Genomic DNA, 20,414 nt, shown 5'->3' on the forward strand with positions numbered 1-20,414 from the left:
CATCCAAGAGCCGCCGCAGGCGTAGATCTTCCCGGTCTCCGCGTCCAGGCAGAGTTCGTGGACGTTTCCCGCCATGTCCTCGATCCCATCGGGCGTCGCACCTTCCGGGTAGACGCCGACCGGCGAGGTCATGCCCAAATATCCCGCATGCCAACAGTTGCACCGTGAAGGATCCGGCTCGTCTCCCCACGGGTAGAGCCGTCCCTCCTTTCCCCGCGCACCCGCCTGCCACTCCGCGACGGTCGGAAGCCGATAGGTTCGCCCGTCGCGCGCCGCCCGCGTGAGCCAGCGGCAATACGCCTCCGCCTCGAACCGCGCGATCCCCACGACCGGCTGGTTCGACTCGTTGTACGCAGGGTTCGTCCAGAAGTCCGGACGGCGGTTCTCCCCGCCGTTCTTCTGGAGCCACTCCCAAGCCGCGTCTCCCGCCTCGTCGCCCATCCAGAACGCCCGGGTCCCGTAGCCTCCAGTCTCGACAAACCGCGTGAAGTGAGCGTTCGTCACCGCGTACTTCCCGAGCAGAAACGCCGAGAGAACCTTCTCACGAGCCGGATGTTCCGACGGGGCGATCGTCGAGGACTTCCTGCCGGAGACACGCAAGAGCCTCTTCCGGTCATCCTCGGAAAGACCGATGCGGTACGTGCCGCCCGGAACGAGCGCGAGCTTCGGAACGATCGGCCGGGCCGGCTCTTCCCACAACCGAGGATCCCCGAGCATGCCGAGAGCGCGTCCGAACACGACGCGCTCCAGAAGGCTCCGATCTCCCGAAACGACCTCATCGAGATAGACCCGCACGAGCTCGGCGCGGGTTGCCTCGTCCTCGGGCGGCGAGCCGCGGTCGGCGAGGAGGGAAGCGGACAGTGCGGGGTTCCTGCCGAGAAGCCATCGATAGAAGTTCGCGCGATGCTCCCCCTGAAGCAAGCCAGAAAGGAACCGGCAGGCGCCGATCCAATGCAGCTCCGCTCGGGCAGCCGGCGGCAGCGGCGCGAACTGATCCTGTGCGGTTCGCACGAAGTCGGCCCGTCGACTCCGCTCCGTTCGATGCGGCAGCTGCTCGGGCTTCTCCCCGCGCACAAAACGCCGAGCCATCTCTCCCGACGCCAGCACGTCCCGCCACAGCGCGTGCGTGAAGAACAGCTGCTCGTTCTCGTAGTCGGCCTGGATCAGTCCCAGCGCCGCGGCAGCCTCCAGCAGGCTGTCGCGGGGACCCGGACGCGGATCGGGAAGGAGGGGCAGCCCGATTGGAAGCCTCAGGTCCTTCGCGAGCTCATGGGCCCTTGCGCGAAGCGACGACCAGTCAATCCGCATCTCTCCCCCGGATTCGAGCGAAGAGAGCGAGACGCGGCCGAGAACATGAAGGACGAGATCTCCGACGTCTTTCGCGCTCCACGTCTTCTCGGTCAAGGTCCTCCAGCCAAGCCCCTTCCCGTGTGATCGAAACTCCCGCTCGATCCGCTTGCGAAGGAGATCGAGAATCGCGAGGCCCGGATCGTCGGGGAGCGACTCCCCTTCTTCAAGAAGCTCCGCGATGACGCTGACGAAGAAGGGGCTTTCCCCCATCACCTCCGCCGCGGTTCCCGGCTCCGCAATCCAGGGCGGGAGGCTTCTCCCCAGCGCCTGTCCTTTCCGCGAGAGCCACTTCAGCAATCGCTCACGCCCCTCAGCGTCGAGGCGAGGAACGTGGACCTCGGTGAAACCCCATCGCTCCCCCGCGCCGCGAGGAAGAGTCCCCGGACGCGCGCTGACTACGATGCGGTTACCGCGGTCCATCGAGCAATACCGTTCGAGAAACGCGCGTACGGCTTGAAGGCGCTGTTCCCACTCCTTGCTCGGCATCTCGTCCAGTCCGTCGAGGAGGATCAGGCAGCGCCCATCTTCCAGAATCCTCGCAATCCGATCCCAAGGTCTCCCGTACCGGCCGAGGAACCCCTTGAGCCCTCCGGCCGCGAACCGCTCCATCGCGTCGACGCTGGGGTTTTCGCACTCGAAGTGCAACGCCTGGAGCCAGAGTGGAATGTGCGCATCCTGCTCCGCTCCACCGTCGATCCTCTCAACGAGACCGCGCAGTTTCGACTTCAGCTTGTTCGCCGCCTCCATCAGAAGCTTCTTCATCACCACCGTCTTGCCGCATCCGGAGGAGCCGACGAGAGCCGCGCGAGAATAAGGCGCCATCACTTTGGAGAAGGGGCCTGGGACGGATCTCCTCTCGCTTGGCGAGCGCACTTCCCAAACAAGGTGAAGATCGGGCGCCTCGTCGACCGGCCGGCCGGCGGGGCCGTCCTTGAGAAGGCTGCTTTCGAGAAGCCTCTTCGGGTAGTCCCACAACCACTCGAGGTCCGGGAGCACGTTGTGAGCCAGCCGCACGATGCGCACTCTGAGGTTATCGATGGAGTCGAAAGGCTGCGCGGTGTGCTTCGTCTTCAACTTGTTGAAGTGTTCCGTTTGGAGCTTCGTCTTCTCGGCATCCTCCTTGGAAGCGCCGTCGATCATGCATTTGGACGAATCCGGGTAGTAGACGAAGACCGGCTTGTCGATCTTGATCGCGAGATCGTACTCCAGCTGTGTATAGGACCTTCGAGGTCCGGACTGTTCTTTCGGTTCCGATCCATAGTGCGATCCCACGAGGCAGACGACGGCGATGCACTCCCCGATCCTCTTTTCGAGGGAGACGGGAAGAGGAGATGGGTCCGGATCGGAATAGTCCTGGACGTCGAAATCAAAGCCCGCTTGGTGCAGCTCTTCGCAGACCGCACGACGGTGGGTGCCGAGGTCGGCGGTAGTTGCGCTCACGAAGACGCGCGGCCGATCAGCCTCCACTCGGGAGCCCTCGCGCGGCAAGGTGGTCGGAAGCGCTCCCCCCTCGGGACCGGGCCGGCCCTGTCAGCGGACCGCGCGGAAGAGCCTTGCGCGGGTTCCCCGCTCCCTTGGAACGAGCACGCGACGGCCTGTAGCCTGGCGGATGCACGCATTTCTAACTGCCGACGCGGTTCGCGGCCTTCGAGGCCTCTCTTCCGTCGCCTCTTCCTAGAGCGTAGCTCCGGGCCTGCGCTTCCGGGAGCGGCTCGTACCGGTCGGCCTCTCGGCTCGCGCCCCGCACCTCGCAACGAAAACGCGTGCACCCTCCAGGCTGGGACCGCCGCGCGTCTCTCAACAGGCCTTCGAAGTTACTTCACGTTCTCCGCGAGCCACTTCATGCTCACCGACTTCGGCCGCGTGATCGCGGTCCCGACCGCGCGGTTCCAGATGAGCTGGGCGAGCATCCCCATCGCGCGCGAGACGCTGAAGAGAACCGTGTAGTACTCGAACTCGGTCATGCCGTAGTGATAGAGGAGCGCTCCCGAACCCGCGTCCACGTTCGGATAGAAGTTCGCGATCGCGCCCTTCCCCTCCTTCACCCTCTCCTCGGAGAACTGCTGAAGCACCTTCGGCACCACGTTGAACACTCGGTCGACCGTGAGGAACACCGGATCCTCGGGGATGTACTTCTTGCCGAAACGATTGAACCCGATGAACCGAGGATCGGCCACCCGAAGGACCGCGTGCCCGTACCCCGGGATCACCTGGCCGGAGCGGAGCGTCTTGAAGGCGTACGCTTCGATCTCCTCCTCGTTCGGAACGCCGCGGAAGAGCTCGATCGTGTCGAGCACCCAACGGAGACATTCCTGATTCGCGAGCCCGTGGAGCGGGCCGGCGAGCCCGTTCAATCCGGCCGACACCGAGTAGTACGGATCGGAAAGCGCGGATCCCACCGTGTGGCAGGTGTTCGCGCTGACGTTTCCCCCCTCGTGATCGCAATGGAAATGCAGATAGAGCCGCATCAGCTCGGCGAACTGTCCGTGCGGATCGGGAATGCCGAGCATGTTGGCGAAGTTGCCGCCGTAGTCGAGCCCCGACGTCCAGCGGATGTAGTCGCCCTTTTTGTAGCGCAGCCGATAGACAGCCGCGGCGAGCATCGGGATCTTGGCGAGGAGGTTGAGCGCGTCGTCGAGCGTCGCCTTCCAGTAGTCCTCCTTCCGCATCCCCTTGTCGTACATCTTTCGGAACGTGCTCTCCCTCTGCATCACGAGGATGCCCGTGTCGAGCATGCACATCGGATGGCTGTCGTCCGGCATCGCCTCGAGCACGTTGTACACGTATCCGGGGAGCCATGCGCGCTTGTCCATCTCCGCGCGGAAGGAGCGGATAAGATCGCTCTCCCGTTCGTGGATCTCGCCTGTGAGCAGGAGGACGAAGGTCTGTTCCGGCCAGAGATCCATGATGTCGAGAAGGAAATGGTCGCGGATGAAGAGGCCCTTGTTCGGGTCGACGACCGATGTGTCGCAGATCATCCCCTTCACGCCGCGCATCCCGCCGAAGGCTTGGGCCACGGTGACCTCGCTGATCACCTTCTGCCCCTTCTCCTTGAGAAGGTTGGCCCTCTCGGCGCGCCACTTTGGAACCAGCTCGTCCAGTCTCTCCTGCAGAGTCGCCATGCTCATCCCCCTTGCAATCGAACGGCTTTCGCTCCGATCCAACCGCTTGAACCCGGAGATTCCGGCGGGGCGTCCGGCCATCGGCAACGAGTGATCGGACACGAACTTGCGATCGGCCGACCGGGCCGGGCAAAGAGCCCATCCCCAACTTGAACAATCTCAAACGCTTCGCCCTTCTGTCAAGCGGATTCCCCGCGCTCTCGACCGCACGCCGAACAGGAGAACCCGCCTCGGAACGGAACGCCGCGCGGGAGCGACGCGGGATCGAGAAGCCGAGAAAAGAGTTGCGGAAGCGGACCCATAGCCGTATCTTACAGGCTTGTTTTGCCGCCGGCCCCCGCGGGCCGCCGATGAACCGGCCGTCGAACGAACCCGGCTCCCTCACCCCAGCGATCGCAGGAGACCGAGGCCGCTCGAGCCCGGGTTTCCCGGGAGGACGGAGCGCGAGACGAGAGCATGACGACGAACACCGATCGGGTCCGCAACATCGGGATCAGCGCTCACATCGACTCGGGGAAGACCACGCTCACCGAGCGGATCCTCTACTACACCAAGCGCATCCACGAGATGCACGAGGTGAACGGGAAGGACGGCGTCGGGGCCACGATGGACTCGATGGAGCTCGAGCGGGAGCGCGGGATCACCATCCAGGCGGCGGCGACGAACGTCCGCTGGGCGGGCCGGCAGATCAACCTCATCGACACGCCGGGCCATGTCGACTTCACGATCGAGGTCGAGCGCGCGCTTCGCGTTCTCGACGGCGCGGTGCTCGTCCTCTGCGCCGTCGCGGGGGTCCAATCTCAATCGATCACCGTCGACCGCCAGATGCGGCGCTACGGCGTCCCGCGCATCGCCTTCGTCAACAAGTGCGATCGCTCGGGGGCGGATCCGAGGCGCGTGGCCGAGCAGCTCCGCTCGAAGCTCGGCCACAACGCCGTTCTCCTTCAGCTCCCGATCGGTTTGGAAGTGAATCATCGCGGTCTTATTGATCTTGTCTCGATGAAGGCGGTCTCTTTCGACGGCGAGCGCGGCGAGATCGTGCGCGAGGAAGAGATCCCGGCGGAAGTTCGCAAGGAAGCCGAGGCAGCACGCGAGAAGATGATCGACGACGTCTCGCATTTCTCCGAGGAACTCACGATCGCCGCCCTCGAGGATCGCGTCGGCGAAGAGCTGATTCATGAAGCGATCCGCCGCGGAACGCTCGCGATGAAGATGACGCCGGTTCTTCTCGGATCCGCCTACAAGAACAAGGGGATCCAGAAGCTCCTCGACGCGGTGGTCCGCTACCTCCCCACCCCCACGGACATTCGGAACGAAGCGCTCTCCCTCGACTCGCCGGTGGAACGGATCACCCTCTCGAACTCGCGCGAGGACCCCTTTCTCGCCCTCGCGTTCAAGCTCGAGGATCGGCCGTACGGGCAGCTCACCTACGTCCGCATCTATCAGGGCGTCCTCCGGAAGGGGGATAGCGCGGTCAACACGCGCACGAACCGAAAGGTCCGCATCGGGCGGATCGCGCGGATGCACGCCGACGAGATGGAAGACATCGGCGAGGCGGAGGCCGGGGACATCGTCGCGCTCTTCGGAATCGACTGCGCCTCCGGCGACACGCTTGCCGCCGAGGGCTATCGGTACAGTCTCCTCTCCATGCACGTCCCAGATCCGGTCGTCTCACTCGCGGTGCGGGCGAAAGACCGCGATTCCCTCGACCGGCTCGCGCGCGCGCTTCTTCGCTTCACCCGCGAGGACCCCACCTTCCGGGCGCGCGTCGACGAGGAGAGCGGAGAGACGGTGATCTCCGGGATGGGCGAGCTGCACCTGGAGGTTTATGTCGAAAGGATGCGGCGCGAGTATCAGGTCGAGACGGAGACGGGCCAGCCGCAGGTGGCCTATCGCGAGACGATCACCGCGAAGACGGATTTCGACTACACGCACCGGAAGCAGACCGGAGGAGCGGGTCAGTACGGACGTGTGCAAGGCGCGATCGAGCCGGCGCCCGGAACGGAGTTCGAGTTCGTAAACGCCGTGCGCGGGGGGAACATCCCCTCCGAGTTCATCCCGGCGTGCGAGAAGGGATTCCGAGCGGAGACGGCCGAGGGCCGCCTCGTCGGCTTCCCGGTCACCGGAATCCGCGTGACCCTCTCCGACGGCGCGCACCACAGCGTCGACTCATCCGAGATGGCCTTCCAGGCCGCCGCGCGCGGCGCGTTTCGCGAGGCTTACCCCCGCGCGAAGCCGATCCTTCTCGAGCCGATCATGAACGTCTCCGTGGAGGGGCCGGCCGAGTTCCAGGGAGAGATGCTGCGCACGCTCCTTCAGCGGCGGGGCGTCATCATCGGCACCACGGACGAGAACGAGTTCGTGCGGATCGACGCCGAGGTTCCGCTCGCCGAGATGTTCGGATACGTCACCTCGCTCCGATCCGCCACTCAGGGAAAGGCGGAGTTCACGATGGAGTTTGCGCGCTACGCGCCGGTCCCGAGGGAGATCGCCGAGAAGCGCATCGAGGAGCTTCGGAAGAAGAAGGAGGGGAAGACGCATGTACCGTAAGGACGTGAACGAACGAAGCCCCTTGAGGATCTTCGAGCGATCGATCCACGGGGGCCTCGGGCGCGGCAACCTCGGGGTGGTCATCGCCCGCGCCGGCGTGGGGAAGACCGCGTTTCTCGTGGATGTCGCCCTCGACGACCTCCTCCGCGGACGAAAAGTCCTCCACGTGGCGATCGGCCACGCGGTCGAGCACGCGCGGAGCTTCTACGACGAGACGTTTCGCGAGCTCGTGCGAACCGCCGATCTCGCCGACGCGGCCGCCGTGCGCCTCTCCGTCGAGAAGAACCGCCACATCCACTCCTACCAGCCGGGGACATTCACGGCCGCCAAGCTTTGCGCCGAGGCCCGTTTCCTCCGCGAGCACGCCGACTTCGCGCCGGATACTCTCGTGGTGGACAACTTCCCGTTCGCCGCGGCGGAGGAGCAGGATCTCGCCTCGATCCACGCGCTCGCCCGCGAGCTGAACGCCGAGGTCTGGTTTTCGGCTCTCTCGCACCGCGACACCCCGACGCGCACCGCCGGCTACCCGGACCCGCTCGTCCGGTTCGACCGCTTCCTCGCGGTCAAGATCTTCCTCGAGTCGTCGGGAGACTCGGTCCGCCTTCGAATCTTGAAGGATCACGAGAACCCGGACGTCGGCGATCTGTCGATCGAGCTCGACCCGAGGACCCTCCTCCTCAGGGAATCGGCGGAGCGCTGATCGGGCAGCCGCGGGGCGCCGCGCGCCCGCGGGCTGCGAGCCGCAACCTATTGACATTCCGTCGGAAACGTGGTTAGGTGTTGATGGTCCCCCTGACGCGCTTCACCCTCCCGCAGCGGGTGTACGAATGACTCGCCTCTTCAGAAGATCCTCGGGCCCGCCCTGGGTCTATTTCGCGTCTTGGGCCCGGCTCCCCGTCGGAGCCTTCCTTCTCGTCTTGTTCCAGACCTCGTTCGCCGGACCGGCCTGTGCCGAGGAGGTCCTTCTTTTTCTTCATATTTCGAATATCGATGACCTTTGGGATTTCGTCGACGAATGGGAGACCAAGGGGGCTCGTTTCCCCCACGTGTATCCGCCCGACGCCGTCGCAGGCGATGTCCCACCCGCATTGGAGAGTGCGATCCTCGAGGACCCGCGCGTCTTCGAGATGCATCGGAGACCGGTTGTCCGCCCGCCCGAGAAGGACGGCGGCCGGCGCGCGATCCTCCTCGACTCATGGCGGGAAGGGCTCCGCGCGGAAGATCTTCCCGTCTTCCCGGAAGCGAGAACCGAGTTCCGCTCGCTCGTCGTTCCCCCCTTCGCGCCGGGGAAGCACTCGCCCCCGTTCCCCGATATCGGATCGAAGGTCTATGGGCAGGCGTTCGGGGCGAACTTCATCCAAACCTCGGAGTGGATGCTCGGAAGGGTCGCCGTCGGCGTGATCCTCCCCGATTGCCCGGGCCACACGTACTCCGCGAGCGAGATCGCATCGGTCGTCGAGGCGGTCCGGGCGGCGATGGGCTTCTGGGCGTCCAACGTGAAGGTCCTCCCCGGCGTGCGCTTCGTGTACGAGATCCATCACGGCATCCCGACGGTGAAGGACTTCGCAGCCGCGCCGCCGAGAATCGACGAGGAGGTGTGGATCCCCGAGATTCTCGGCTCGCTCGGTTATCGACTTCGCATCGAGGGAACGACTGCGGGCCCGGTGTACGAGATGATCGACTCGCTCCGGACGAAGCTCCGCGCCGAGTGGGGGATCTGCATGATCATCCCGAAGGTCCCGAGCTTCCGCGCGGCGTACACCTCCTACTCGCACTTCGGCGGACCGCTCCTCGTAGCCCCGGCGGGCATCAAGAAGGAGAGCGGCCGTCTCGTCGCCGGCACCGTCTGGCTTCCCCATCTTCTCATGCACGAGACAGGGCATCTATTCTGGGCGCTGGACGAGTCGTGCGAGAGCGGCTTCTGCTCCCCGTGCCATGTCGGCTCCGGATATCTCCACGTGAAGAACGCGAACAGCACAAACCATGACTATTGGTGCGACCGCCACGTCGATTGCTGCATGGACATCCCCGGTCCGTTCGTCTGCCGGTACACGCTCGGACAAATGGGCATCCAAGACATCGACGAAGATCTCATCCCGGACGTTCTCGACACGCATCCGTACGTGGCGCTCGACTCCCTCCCCGACACGGTGGACACGATTGCCCCGCTCCTCACCGGCCTCGCCGCGGAGATCCCGATGGTGAACCGCGCGATCTACTCCGGCTCTGGAAAGGAGGAGGTCTCCGCGACGGTCTTTCCGCGGAACAACGTCACGTTCAACTCGATCGAGCACGTGATCTATCAAATCGACGGGATCGTCGGCGAGAACGGTCAGGATCTTTGGCTGTACGCGGACCCGCCGGGAGGCTGGGAGCGGGATACGACCTTCCAGCGCTTCGCCTTCCGGCCCGACTCGCTCACGGGGGGGGACCAGACGATCACGATTCGCGCGGTGAACACGATGGGGAACCGCTCGACGTGGGGCGAGCAGCGCCTGCGTGTCTTCGTGAAGGCGATCGCCCTTCACGACTTCGCGGCGTATCCGGACTACGACGGAAATGTGCGGATCTCTTTCCGCGTGCGGGGCGGAACGTTTGGAGCGACCGCCGCCCTGTATCGAACCGATGCAGGCGGCGTCGAGACGCTGGCGCGGACCTTCCCGCTCCGGCCGAACGCGCCGGAATCGCTCGTCGATTCGCTTTCAACTCCGGGCGCAATCGTTCGCTACCGCCTCGAGATCTCCGCCCTCGGCAAGAGCTGGAACTACGAGACCGAGATCATATCGCCCGCTCCTCTCGCGCGCGGGACCTTTCTCTCGCGCGTGACCCCGAACCCGTTCCGCGACCGGACGGTCATCACCTATCGCATCCCGCGCGGTGAACCGACGCACCGACCCTACGACGGCGGGAAACCGAATCCCGCGACGAACCCGCCCCCCACCGGCGATCTCGCGCCGCAACGCGCGGAAGCGGCCGGCGGACGGTACAAGATCGTCCGCGCGGAGATCGACATCTTCAACTTGGCCGGACGCAGGGTCCGCTCCTTCCCTCACATCCACTCCTACGAAGGGATCTACGCGGATCCGGTCGTTTGGGATGGGAGGGACGACGCGGGGAGGCGCCTCCCCGCGGGCTTCTACTTTATCCGCCTCCGCGCGAACGACGTCTGGGAATCGCGCAAGGTGCTTCTGTTGGACTGACCGGTCCGTCCCGCTCGAGGTCTTCGATCTCGCCCCTCGCGCCGAACATTGACGCCCAAGCCTCGCTCGCTTACGCTGAACGTGTTACGGGCGATCCGTTTCCTCCCCGGGCGGAGGCATGCACATGACCCGCGCTTCTTTCTCGCCTCCATCGCACTGTCTCCGACCGAAAGGCGTTCTCGTTTCGCTCTGCGCGCTCGCGGTTCTCCTCGCCCCGCCCGCGGTCTCGAGGGCGGACGAGCGCTCAACCGGCAACGCGCTTCTTCATCTTCGCGTCGGATCGATGGAGGAAGCGCGCGCTTTCATCGACGAATGGGAGGCGAAGGGCGCGCGTCTACCCCATGTCTATCCGCCGGACATTCTGATCGGCGATGTGCCAGAGAATCTCGCGCGCGCGATGGCGCGCGACCGGCGCGTGCGCGCGCTGTACCGGAAGCCCGCACTCCTGCGGGAAGCGGAGGATCCGCATCTTCGAAGGATCGCGGATTCATGGAATCGGGAGCGATCGATCGGCTCATCGCCGGAAGAACCGGTCCTCTCCCCCGCCCTTCCGAGCCTCGCGCTCCCCCCGTATGTCCCGCGGGACTCCGAGCGAAAGCGGGGGGATCGCGGCGACGCTCCGGCGCGCTACGGCCGCGCGTTCGGAGCCGGCTACTACCAGACCTCGGAGATCTTCACGGGGCGCATCGCGGTCGGCATCGTCCTCCCCGATTCGCCCGAAGCGGCCTACGCTGAGCACGAGGTCGAGGCGGTTCTCGACGCGGTGCGGGGAGCGATGCAGTTCTGGATCGACAAGGTTCCCTATCTCGGCGTGCGCTTCTACTACGACGTTCGGACCGGCGTCTCGTGCGCGAGGAACTTCGTCACGACCCAGCCCCGCTTTCTCGACGCCGAGTGGATCGGGGAGATTCTCGGACAGATGGGATACGAGGCGTCGGGCGATGATGCGGCCGCGCTTGTGTATCCGTACATCGAGGATCTCCGGACCGGGTTCGGCACGGAGTGGGGGATCTGTTTCTTCATTCCAAAAGTTTCCGTGTTCAACGCGAACTACCTCACGTACGGAAGAACCGGAGGGCCCTATTCCGTGCTCCCCGCAGGAAGCCCGCGCGAGGGGAACCGATGGGTCGCCGGGAGGGCCTGGCTCTCGCACCTCGTGATTCGCGAGACCGCCCGGCTCTTCTGGGCCGAGAACGAGTACCGGGAAGGGGACGGCGCGGTCCCCTGCAACACGCGCTCGGGATACCTGGGCGCGCTCAACTTGAACAGCCGGTTGCCGGACTACACCTGTCTCGGCATGCGGCGCACCGCTTGCTGCATGGACAGCACGGAGGCGGCGGTCTGCCCGCACACGCTCGCGCACATGGGCCTTCGGAACAGCGACGGGGACGCCGTTCCGGACATCTTCGACACCGATCCGATCGTCGAGCTCGAGCCGTTCCCCGACACGATCACGACCGTGCGCCCGACCGCCTCCGGACGCGCGCGCGTCGATGTCCTCCCGAACCGGGCGGGGAACGGAACGAGGAACGCGATCACCTTCAACACGATCGAGCACATCGACTATCGGATCGACGCGGCGCGCGATTCCCTCGGGCGCGAGCTCTGGATACGGGTCGATCCCCCGGAGGGTTGGGGCGACTCGACGAGCGTCCGTTTCGCGATCGCCCTCGATTCGCTGACCGCCGGAAGGCACCGCGTCGCGATCCGCGCGGTGAACACCGCGGGAAACGCCTCCGACCACGCCGGCGAGAGTACTTTCGACGTCTATGTCCGCGCGGTCGCGGTTCACGACTTCCGCGCGGAACCCGATTACGAAGGAATCGTGCGCGTCGCCTTCCGCGTCCGCGGAAAGACGCTGGGCGCGGAGGGTCGTCTCTATCGGCGGACCTCGGAGGGGAACGAGACGGTGCTCCATTCCTTCATGTTTCAAGAGGATGGCGATCACTCGCTCTTCGATGTCGGGACGAGGCCGGGAGAGAGCCTGGCCTACCGGCTCGAGGCCCGCCTCGACATGCTCTCCTGGACCTGGGAGACATCGATCCTCGGCCCCGCGCCGATCGAACGCGGGAGAAACCTCTCCCTCGCCGTCCCGAACCCGTTCCGCGACGCCACCGTGATTTCTTACTATGTGCCGAGGGGCGATTCGCTCGAGGAGACCGCGATCGATCGGGATCGGGACGGGATCCCCTACCCGATCGGGACCGAGAGCGCCCCCGCTCGCACGATGGGAACCGCGGTCCGTTACCAAGAGACGCGCGTTGAGATCGACATCTTCGACGCGGCGGGGAGGCTCGTCCGAAGCTTCCCCCACGTCCACTCGCACGAGGGCTTTTTCATCGACCCGATTCTCTGGGACGGGCGCGACGACTCGGGGCGCCGCCTCTCCGCCGGTCTCTACCTCGTTCGGATGAAGGCCGGGAAGATCCGCGAGACGCGCAAGGTGATTTTGCTTCCGTAGAGCCTTTTCGTGACAGACACCTTTTTCGAAGGCTCGCTCAACGGGCCGACCTCCCCCTCGGGGACGCCTCCGAACGCGCCCCGCGCGTTCTCGGAAGGCTCGCTCAACGGGCCGACCTCCCCCTCGGGGACGCCTCCGAACGCGCCCCGCGCGTTCTCGGCTCCAATCGCTCGGCCACCCGCCCCCCCGGTGCGGGAGCCTTCGGCTCCATCATCGAGGGGGCGGGTACCCGGCCTCGTCGATCAGGCCCCGAGAAGGAGGTCGGCCCGCCGAGCGAGCGAGAACGAGCCCTGGTTGTCTCCGTATCGGACAACGCCACCACGGCGGGTGGGGGTCAAGACGGAAAGCCGCTCCCAACGTCTGGTTCTCGCCGTCCGACGACCGAACCACGGCGGGTGGCGGCGGCAGGTATCCGCGAGAAGCGCCTAAGCCGCGTAGAGGGCGGTGTACTTCTCTTCCAGGTATTCCATGAGATAGGACGATCGGAGCGGCTCTCCCGTCACGACGCGGACGAGCTCGCCCGCGCGGTAGGTTCGGCCTCGCCAGTGGATTTCGCGGCGGAGCCAATCGAGAAGCAAACCGAACTCCCCTCTCCGGAGACAACCCTCGAGATCGGGAATCGCGCGTGCGGCCGCCCGGTAGAACTGCGCCGCGTAGAGGTTCCCGAGCGTGTAGGTGGGGAAGTAGCCGAGAAGCCCAGCCGACCAGTGGATGTCCTGAAGAACGCCTCTCGCATCATTCGGCGGCTCGATCCCGAGAGACGCGCGCATCTTCTCGTTCCAAATCGACGGAAGATCCGCGACCGCGGCCCGCCCCTCGACCAGATCGACCTCGATCTCGAAGCGGAGAAGGATGTGAAGGTTGTACGTCACCTCATCCGCCTCGACGCGGATGAGCGACGCCTCCGCGCGGTTTACGTTCCGATGCCACGCGTCGAGCGTGAGACCCGCCGCGTCCGTGAAGCTCTCTTTGACTAGGGGAAGCGCGTGCTCCCAAAACGCGCGCGATCGTCCGACCATGTTCTCCCACAGACGCGATTGCGACTCGTGAATTCCAAGGCTGACCCAATCGGCGCGCGGGGTTCCTTCGTGCGCAGGATCGAACCCCTGCTGGTACAGGGCGTGCCCTCCCTCGTGAAGGGCGCCGAAGATCCCGACGGTAAGATCGTTCTCGTCATAACGATTCGTGAATCGAACATCGTGCAAGGTTCCCGTCGTGAAGGGATGCGCGGAGACGTCGATCCGCCCCGCCTCGAAATCGTAGCCGATCATCCCAGCCAAGCGGCGCGCGAGCTTTTCCTGATCCGGAATCGGATACGTCCCGCGGATCGGCTCGAGCGCGGCCCGGCGCGCGGCCTCAAGGATCCGCCCCGCCAGGGGAACGAGCTCCTCCTTGAGCTCGTCGAAGAGGGTCGCAATCTCCGCCGTCGTCGCTCCCGGCTCGAACTCGTCGAGAAGAGCATCGTAGGGGGATCCCTCGTAGCCGATCGCGTCGGCGATCCGGCGTTTCAGAGCGAGGATCTTCTCGAGCCACGGTGCAAAGGACGGGAAATCCGATTCCTTGCGGGCGCGAACCCAGGCATCCTGTCCGAGCGATTGGAGCCTCGCGAGCTCCCGCACGAGTTCCCCCGGCACCTTCCGCGCGCGCCCGTGCAGACGCCGAAGCTCGCGCACGTTCACGCGCGCGTCCGGATCGAGTCCTCCCTTCTCCGATTCGTCGAGAGCCGCGAGGAGCTCGGCCATCCGGTCCCCCGCGAGCCGGTCATGACGAACCCCGGCCAAGACCGCCATCTGCGACGCGCGCGCCTCCGCCCCCTTCGGCGGCATGAAGGTCTGCTGGTCCCAGCCGAGCAACTCCTCCGCGCACCCGAGGTCGTGAATTTCCTTTACCAATGAGGAAAATAATTCTAAACATTTCTCCGCGGTCATCACATCCTCTTGTCCCGCGCGTGTCCGGCGCGCCGGAATCTCATCCGCCGGGCGACCCTCGCCTTCGGCCTTGATGATCGCCCGAGTCTCCGCTAAAGTCGAGAGGTTCGAAACATCGAGTCCCCTGAATGACGTCCGGTCCCCGAACGCGCGGGACAGAACCAAAGGAGATCATCGTGGTCGGAAAGCACGCCCTTCTTCTCGCATCCCTCGTTCTTCTCGCCCTTCCGGCGGCGATCGACGCGCAGCAGGCGGCCCGCGAGCGCGCGGACATCCCGGAGAAGTACAAGTGGGATCTCACCAATATCTACGCGAACGAGGCGGACTGGGACACGGAGCTGGAATGGGTCGATTCGATGGTCCCCGAGGTCCTCGCCTTCCGCGGGAAGCTCGGCGAGTCCGCGGAGACCCTGCTCGCCTTCCACAAGAAGTCGGAGGAGATGGACCGCATCTTCTCGCGCCTCTTCGCCTATGCGGGCCTGAAAGCGGACGAGGACGCGCGCGTCTCGCGCTACCAGGGTCTCCGCCAGCGAGTGCGAAGCGCCGGCGTCGCCGTGCAGGCGGCGACCGCCTGGGTGCAGCCGGAGCTTCTCTCGATCCCCGAGGAGAAGCTCCAGGGGTTCCTCGACGAGCTTCCCCGGCTCAAGGTCTACCAGCATTCCTACAACGATCTCTGGAGATCGCGCGAGCACATCCTCTCCGAAGAGGAGGAGAAGATCCTCTCGCTCGCCGGGGATCTCGCCGCGACTCCCCGCGACGTCTTCAACCAGATGACCAACGCCGACCTCAAGTTCGGAACGGTCGTCGACGAGAAGGGCGAGGAGATCGAGCTGACTCAGGCGCGTTACGGGACGCTCTTGGAAAGCCCCGACCGACGCGTGCGGAAGGACGCCTATGACGTGTTCTACGAGGGTTACGGCCGCTACCTGCACGGAAGCGCGGCCGCGTTTGCCGGCGTGTTGAAGCGCGACCTCTTCTTCGCCCGCGCGCGCGGCTACGACTCGTGCGTCGAGGCCTCCCTCGACGACGACAACGTCCGGACGGAGATTCTCGAGAACCTGATCGCGACGGTGAGCGCGAACCTGGATCCGGTCAAGCGGTACTATCAGATCCGGAAGCGCGTGATGGAGCTCGACACTCTCTATACCTACGACACCTACGTTCCTCTCACCCCGGAGCTCAACGAATCGTACGAGTACGAGACCGCGGTCCAGATGATCGAGACGGGCCTCAAGCCGCTCGGCCCGGACTACGTGAAGGAGGTCGGAAAGGGATTCCGCTCCCGTTGGGTCGACGTGTACGAGAACGTCGGCAAGAGGAGCGGAGCCTACTCGTGGGGATCGAGCGCTCTCCCCCACCCGTTCATGCTCATGAACTACGAGGGGAAGATCGAGGACGTGTTCACGCTTGCGCACGAGATGGGCCACTCGATGCACACGTTCTACACGGTCGCGACGCAGCCGCAGGTGTACAGCGGGGTTCCGCTCTTCACCGCGGAGGTCGCCTCGACCACGAACGAAGCCCTTCTCATGGACGATCTCTTGAGAAAGACCAAGGACCGCGACAAGAAGATCTTTCTGTTGAACTACTACATCCGTCAAATTATGGGGACGGTCTACACGCAGGTCATGTTCGCCGAGTTCGAGACGATCGCGCACGGGATGGCGGAGAAGGGGGAGCCGATCACGGTCGAGTCGCTCGGCGAGGTGTACCGCGGTCTTCTCGAGAAGTATTCCGGAGGCGAGGTCGTCTATCCGGAGACGTCGACGACCGGTTGGGCCCGGATCCCGCACTTCTATCGCAACTTCTACGTCTACAAGTACGCGACGAGCTACGCCGCGGCGACCGCGATCTCGCAGAAGATCCTCAAGAAGGAGAAGGGGGCGCGCGAGGCGTATCTCGACTTCCTGAAGAGCGGCTCGAGCGACTACCCGATCGAGATCATCAAGAAGGCTGGCGTCGATCTCTCCTCGCCGGCGCCGATCCAGGCGACGTGCGATCTGTTCGCGCGGCTCGTCGACGAGCTGGATCGGGAGCTCGCGAAGAAGGGGATCTGAGCGCTTCGAGACGGAACGCGGAGGGGCAATCGGGCGCGAGCGCGCACTGGTCGCAGGCGGGCTTGCGAGCGGAGCAGACGCGGCGCCCGTGCAGGATGAGCGCGTGCCCGAGAAAGGTCCATTCCTTCCTTGGGACGATCTCGATCAGATCCTCCTCGATGCGGACGGCGTCCTTCTCGTTCCGGCTTCGCCAGGTGAGCGCGAGGCGGTGCGCGAGCCGCCCGACATGCGTGTCGACGACGATCCCTTCGTTCTTTCCGAACCATGTGCCGAGGACGACGTTCGCGGTCTTTCGGGCGACGCCGGGGAGCCGCACGAGCTCCTCCATCGTGTCCGGCACCTCTCCTCGGTACTCCTCGACGATCCTCCGCGCCGCGCCGAGAACGCTCTTCGTCTTCTGGCGGAAGAAGCCGGTCGAGCGGATCTCTCCCTCGAAGACCGCGGGATCCGCAGCGGCGTAGTCGGCCGCCGTCCGGTACTTGGCGAAGAGACTGGGGGCGACGCGGTTCACCGTCTCGTCGGTCGACTGCGCGGAGAGGATCGTCGCGACGAGAAGCTCGAACGCGTTCTCGTGCTTCAGCGCGCAAGTCGCGTCCGGATAGAGACGGCGAAGCTCCCGCACGATCCTCTGCGCGCGCGCGGTCCGCTTTGCCTCGCTCTCGCTTGTCATCTCACGCGCCCCTCTCCGGCTCGACCCACGCCGATGCGCCGCTTCGACGGATCTCCTTCTTCCGGATCGGAACGCATGATTTCAACGTGTCGATCGCGTGGCGGCAGGCGGCGAGCGCCTCGCCTCGATGCGGAACCGCCGCGAGAATCGCCTTGACGTGAGCGCCGAGCGTCGCGCCGTCCGCGACCTCGATTCTCTCTCCCGGGACGCCCGCTTCGTCCGCCGCGGGTCCGAAGTAGCGAACAGTGACGACCATCGTGTGGGCCTCGCATCGCGCCCGTCGTGGAAGCTCGACCTTCGACCGAGCGCAGGGGAGATTGTAGCACGAAGAAGAAGAGCGCTCGTCTCCGTGAAGCGAGAAGCGGACCGGCACGGCCTTTCGATCTCGATCTAGCGAACCAAGATCAGCCGCTCGGTCGCCGCGCCCGCGCTGCCCGAGATGCGAAGGAAGTAGATGCCGGGGGGCGCATCGCGCCCCGCGTCGTCCGCGCCGTCCCAAGGGAGGGTCCCTTCGCGGCCGTTCGCGGCGAACGAGCGAACCACTCGCCCGCGCACATCATAGATGGAAACGGATGCCGGGCCCCCGGAAGGAAGCGACCAGCGGACGCTCGCGCGCCCCGCCGCCGGGTTCGGAGAGACGAAGATGCCGAGCGCTCGCGCGGGGACGATTTCGCCCGCCGCGACGCCGGTGTATGTGTCGCACCCCTCGCCGAGCGCGCCGATCCGCCCGCAGGCGTGAAGGCTGAGACAGGGGGACGCGGCGTCGAGCGAGTAGTCCCCCTCCGAAGTAGGTGCGTCCTCGCTCGACCTCGGGTCACAGAAGAGAGGATCGGCGAGGGTTGTGTCGTTGTAGTAAGGCATGCCCCCCTGACATCGTACGAGACGCGAGTCGATCGCCGCGCAGCTCACATAAAGGTCGCCCCACACATACAAGCCTTCCGCCAGCGACGCGGAGTTGTCCCAGAAGATCGACCAGAGAACCCACACTCCGTCCGTATCGAGGAACATCCCTCCCCCGGTCCGCTCGGCGCGGTTCCCCGCGATCGTCGTGCGGGTCACAGCCGCGTAGCCCCCGCCGAACCCCGCATAGACGCCTCCCCCGTCCGTCGTCGCGCGGTTCCCGGTCACGAGGCATGTATCCAGCTGGACGTAATCGGTGGTTGAGACGCCGCCCCCCCACCCCGCGCTGTTTCCCGCGACCGTGCACCGAGTCAGCCAGGTGTATCCGGTTCCGATTCCCGCGATCCCCCCGCCGTTGTTCGCCGAGCACCTGAGGATCCGACAATCCCGGAGTTCAAGGTGCAGGGAATGTTGGATGCCGCCTCCGGCGCCCAACCCGCCCGCGATGCAATCCTCGATGACGCACTCGCGGATCATCGGCCATGCCTCCTCGATCCGTATTCCTCCGCCCCCTCCCTCAAGCGCGTAGCCGTTCCGGATCGTGATCCTCTCGATCCGAGCGCTCGAGCCCTCGCCGCTGTGAAGGTGAATGCCGCGCCCCACGTTTTCGCAGTCGATGATCACCCCCTCGGGCCCGCAATCGGAACGGAGGACGAGGTTCTTCCCGCCGAAATCGAGGTTCTTGTTTCCGCTTCCCGTGTAGATCCCGTCGTGGAGGAGGATGGTGTCCCCCGCCGCCGCCGAGTCGATCGCCGCCTGAATGGTCGGAGCATCCCCCGATCCGTCCGCGTAGACATTCCAGAGGTTCGAGAGGGCCGGGGCCGGACCGAGAAGAGCGAGAGCGAGAGGCAAGTGGATTGCGAAGCGGGAGATCATGCGCCACCTCCGGGAAAGGTTTCCAAATCGACGATTCTCGAGGCCGGCCCTGCGCAAGTTGCTTCCGAAGCAAAGCATACACCAAGAGAGAAGGGGAAGGCAAGAGGATCACGCCGTGCGGCGCCGGGCGCCCGAGGGAGAGCGAGAAGAAGGGTTCAACCGAAGCGGATTCGCGATCGGAAACGCTACGACGCTTCCCTCCGACCGACGAACGACGCCTCGACCGCCATCCTCGCCAGCGCGCGGACATCGCTCTCGGAAAGACCGAACGTGTCGATCGCGAGAAGGTACTCTTGTAAAAGGTTCGTTCCCGAAACGGTCGGGTTGTCGGTGGAGAGCGCGCAGCGCACCCCCGCGTCGAGGAACTTCGGAAGCGGGTGGTCCTCGATCCGCGGGATCGCGCCGGTCTGCACGTTCGATGTGAGGCAGACTTCGATCGCGATGCCGTCGGCGGCGATTCTCTTGAGGAGCTTAGGGTCCTCGGCCGCGCTCACCGCGTGCCCGAGCCGCTCGGGGCCGAGCATCTCGACCGCGTCCCAGACGCGCGCAGGCCCCTCGTCCTCGCCGGCATGCACGGTTTTGTGAAGGCCCATCGTCGCCGCGAGCTTGAACGGCTCGATGAAGAGAACAGGCGGGAAGGGGCGCTCCGGTCCCGCGATGTCGAAGCCGACGACCCCGAGATCGTTGTGAAACCGGTCGAGCTCGCCGATCACCTCGCGGAGGAGGATCTTCGCCATGTTTCCGCCGTGGCTCCGCATCGCGATCGCGACGATCCCCGCCCGGAAATCGGGATGCGCCCGGATCGTCTCCCTCATCCCCTTTCGCACCGCCGAGATCACTTGGCGGGTCGTGAGCCCCGCCCGCCGGTGGATCACCGGGTTGATTCGAAGCTCGAGCGTCCGGATCCCCTCCGCGTAGGCGTCCTCCGCGATCTCGGTCGCGAGGCTCTGAATGTTGTCGTAGAACTGCGTGTATTGGAGCGGGATGTGGAACTTGTCGAGATAGTCGAGAAGGGTTCGATCGGTCTTCGGGTCGTAGGTCAGCTTCGCACGGAACTCCTCGAAGTCGAGCCCCGGAATCGCCGAGTAGTACTTCTGCGAGAGACCCCAAAGAGTCTCCGGGCGGACCGCCCCATCGAAGTGGCGATGAAGATCGGCGAGCCCGAGAGAACGCAGGAACTCGATTTTCTCTTCACGCGAACGGTTCTTCATGCGGCCTCCCCGGTCTGCATTCTACAGGCTCGCCCCCGACGCCGGACGGCTTTCGAATCAAGATAGCAAAACCGGCGCCGCAAGGCTAC

12 protein-coding genes are annotated in these 20,414 nt (G+C 65.3%); 5 read left to right on the forward strand and 7 right to left on the reverse strand.

Annotated elements, in window-relative coordinates; all coding sequences use genetic code 11:
* Together FJY73_06035 and FJY73_06040 are read right to left on the reverse strand one after the other, a co-directional pair.
* Positions 1 to 2,817, reverse strand: a 2,817-nt coding sequence (locus FJY73_06035; GenBank protein MBM3320217.1) for an SUMF1/EgtB/PvdO family nonheme iron enzyme, incomplete at its 3' end; no start/stop codon positions are given.
* Between the two features lie 347 nt (positions 2,818 to 3,164).
* Entirely contained in the window at positions 3,165 to 4,472 is a 1,308-nt protein-coding gene (locus tag FJY73_06040; protein MBM3320218.1) for a citrate (Si)-synthase, read from the reverse strand.
* A gap of 456 nt (positions 4,473 to 4,928) precedes the next feature.
* Between FJY73_06040 and FJY73_06045 the strand changes: the two genes are divergently transcribed.
* The 4 genes from FJY73_06045 (at position 4,929) to FJY73_06060 (ending at position 12,683) form a co-directional block, all read left to right on the forward strand.
* Positions 4,929 to 7,022 carry an elongation factor G gene (locus tag FJY73_06045; GenBank protein MBM3320219.1) on the forward strand — a complete coding sequence of 698 codons (2,094 nt, stop codon included), beginning with the start codon at positions 4,929 to 4,931 and terminating at the stop codon, positions 7,020 to 7,022.
* Positions 7,012 to 7,722 (forward strand): hypothetical protein, encoded by a 711-nt coding sequence (locus FJY73_06050; protein MBM3320220.1) that lies wholly within the window; start codon positions 7,012 to 7,014, stop codon positions 7,720 to 7,722. Before FJY73_06045 ends, FJY73_06050 begins: the two co-directional genes overlap by 11 nt.
* 127 nt (positions 7,723 to 7,849) lie before the next feature.
* Positions 7,850 to 10,222: a hypothetical protein gene (locus FJY73_06055; protein MBM3320221.1), complete on the forward strand. Its 2,373-nt coding sequence runs from the start codon at positions 7,850 to 7,852 to the stop codon at positions 10,220 to 10,222.
* Positions 10,223 to 10,346: 124 nt separating this feature from the next.
* Positions 10,347 to 12,683 (forward strand): hypothetical protein, encoded by a 2,337-nt coding sequence (locus FJY73_06060; protein MBM3320222.1) that lies wholly within the window; start codon positions 10,347 to 10,349, stop codon positions 12,681 to 12,683.
* A gap of 425 nt (positions 12,684 to 13,108) precedes the next feature.
* Here the strand turns inward: FJY73_06060 and FJY73_06065 are convergent, their stop codons facing one another.
* Positions 13,109 to 14,575 (reverse strand): carboxypeptidase M32, encoded by a 1,467-nt coding sequence (locus FJY73_06065; protein ID MBM3320223.1) that lies wholly within the window; start codon positions 14,573 to 14,575, stop codon positions 13,109 to 13,111.
* 212 nt (positions 14,576 to 14,787) lie between these two features.
* Between FJY73_06065 and pepF the strand changes: the two genes are divergently transcribed.
* Positions 14,788 to 16,668 carry an oligoendopeptidase F gene (pepF, locus tag FJY73_06070; GenBank protein ID MBM3320224.1) on the forward strand — a complete coding sequence of 627 codons (1,881 nt, stop codon included), beginning with the start codon at positions 14,788 to 14,790 and terminating at the stop codon, positions 16,666 to 16,668.
* Here the strand turns inward: pepF and nth are convergent.
* The 4 genes from nth to add form a co-directional block, all read right to left on the reverse strand.
* Positions 16,556 to 17,338: an endonuclease III gene (gene nth, locus FJY73_06075; protein ID MBM3320225.1), complete on the reverse strand. Its 783-nt coding sequence runs from the start codon at positions 17,336 to 17,338 to the stop codon at positions 16,556 to 16,558. The two genes, pepF and nth, sit on opposite strands and share 113 nt — an antisense overlap.
* Before the next feature lies 1 nt (position 17,339).
* Entirely contained in the window at positions 17,340 to 17,594 is a 255-nt protein-coding gene (locus tag FJY73_06080) for a hypothetical protein (protein ID MBM3320226.1), read from the reverse strand.
* A 134-nt stretch (positions 17,595 to 17,728) separates the two neighbouring features.
* Entirely contained in the window at positions 17,729 to 19,114 is a 1,386-nt protein-coding gene (locus FJY73_06085) for a T9SS type A sorting domain-containing protein (protein ID MBM3320227.1), read from the reverse strand.
* Between the two features lie 185 nt (positions 19,115 to 19,299).
* Positions 19,300 to 20,325 carry an adenosine deaminase gene (gene add, locus FJY73_06090; GenBank protein MBM3320228.1) on the reverse strand — a complete coding sequence of 342 codons (1,026 nt, stop codon included), beginning with the start codon at positions 20,323 to 20,325 and terminating at the stop codon, positions 19,300 to 19,302.
* Between the last annotated feature and the right edge of the window lie 89 nt (positions 20,326 to 20,414).

It is taken from the genome of Candidatus Eisenbacteria bacterium (assembly GCA_016867715.1).
Lineage (GTDB): Bacteria > Orphanbacterota > Orphanbacteria > Orphanbacterales > Orphanbacteraceae > VGIW01.